We start from the raw sequence: 944 nt of genomic DNA, 5'->3' as shown, positions 1-944 counted from the left end.
CACCTACCGTGGCAAGACCATCTCGGACGTGCTCGACATGAGCGTCACCGAGGCGCTGGCCTTCTTTGGGAATATCCCGCAGATTAAGCGCAAGCTCCAGACGCTGTACGATGTAGGCTTGGGCTACGTGAGCCTGGGCCAGCCCGCCACGACGCTTTCGGGCGGCGAGGCGCAGCGTGTGAAACTCGCCAAGGAGCTTCATCGACGCCAGACGGGCAAGACGTTCTATATTTTGGACGAGCCGACGACCGGCCTTCATTTTGAGGACGTCCGCCAGCTGCTCGATGTGCTGCAGCGCTTGGTCGATGCGGGCAACACGGTGCTGGTGATTGAACACAACCTTGATGTCATCAAGGTTGCCGACCGCCTGATCGATATGGGTCCCGAGGGCGGTAACGGCGGCGGAACCGTCGTGGTTTCGGGCACACCGGAGCAGGTTGCGGACTGTCCGCAGAGTTATACGGGCAAGTTTTTGGCGCCGTTGCTCAGGCGTGACCGGGAGCGTCAGGCTCAACTTGATGCTCAATAAATAGGCGATTCAGTTTATGGGCGCCATCGACTCCTTGTGATTCGATGGCGCTTGCTGTGCCGAAGTGACGTATGCAGCCGAATTGGACATATACTTAATCCTTGCGTCCGAATGCGAGGGAAAGGATATGTCATGGCAAAGGCTGTAAAGACGCCAAAAACCAATGCGATGCGCGAGCTGGAAAGCGCCGGCATTTCCTATGTTCTACATACGTACGAAGACGATGGTGATGAGTCGGTGGGCCTGGGTGTCGCGATTTCGGAGCAGCTTGGCGAGGAGCCCGGTCAAGGATTTAAGACTTTGGTCTGCGTGACACCGTCCAACGACTATGTCGTGTGCTGTATCCCTGTTGCCGACGAGCTCGATCTAAAGTCCGCCGCGCGTGCCGCGGGGGAGAAGTCCTTGGCCTTGATGC

The 944-nt window shown here is 57.8% G+C and carries 1 protein-coding gene and 1 pseudogene; both read left to right on the top strand.

All coding sequences use genetic code 11. From position 1 onward, the window contains the following. Window positions 1–529: pseudogene (locus tag ABHR76_RS10080) on the top strand (excinuclease ABC subunit UvrA); the annotation flags it as partial. Window positions 530–661: 132 nt separating this feature from the next. After that, a partial coding sequence (locus tag ABHR76_RS10075) for a YbaK/EbsC family protein (RefSeq protein ID WP_346977663.1) occupies window positions 662–944 on the top strand: 283 nt, incomplete at its 3' end.

The sequence above is a fragment of the Collinsella aerofaciens genome, from assembly GCF_039752985.1.
GTDB classification, from domain to species: domain Bacteria; phylum Actinomycetota; class Coriobacteriia; order Coriobacteriales; family Coriobacteriaceae; genus Collinsella; species Collinsella aerofaciens_BT.
This window is presented reverse-complemented; position numbering and strand designations above follow the sequence as displayed.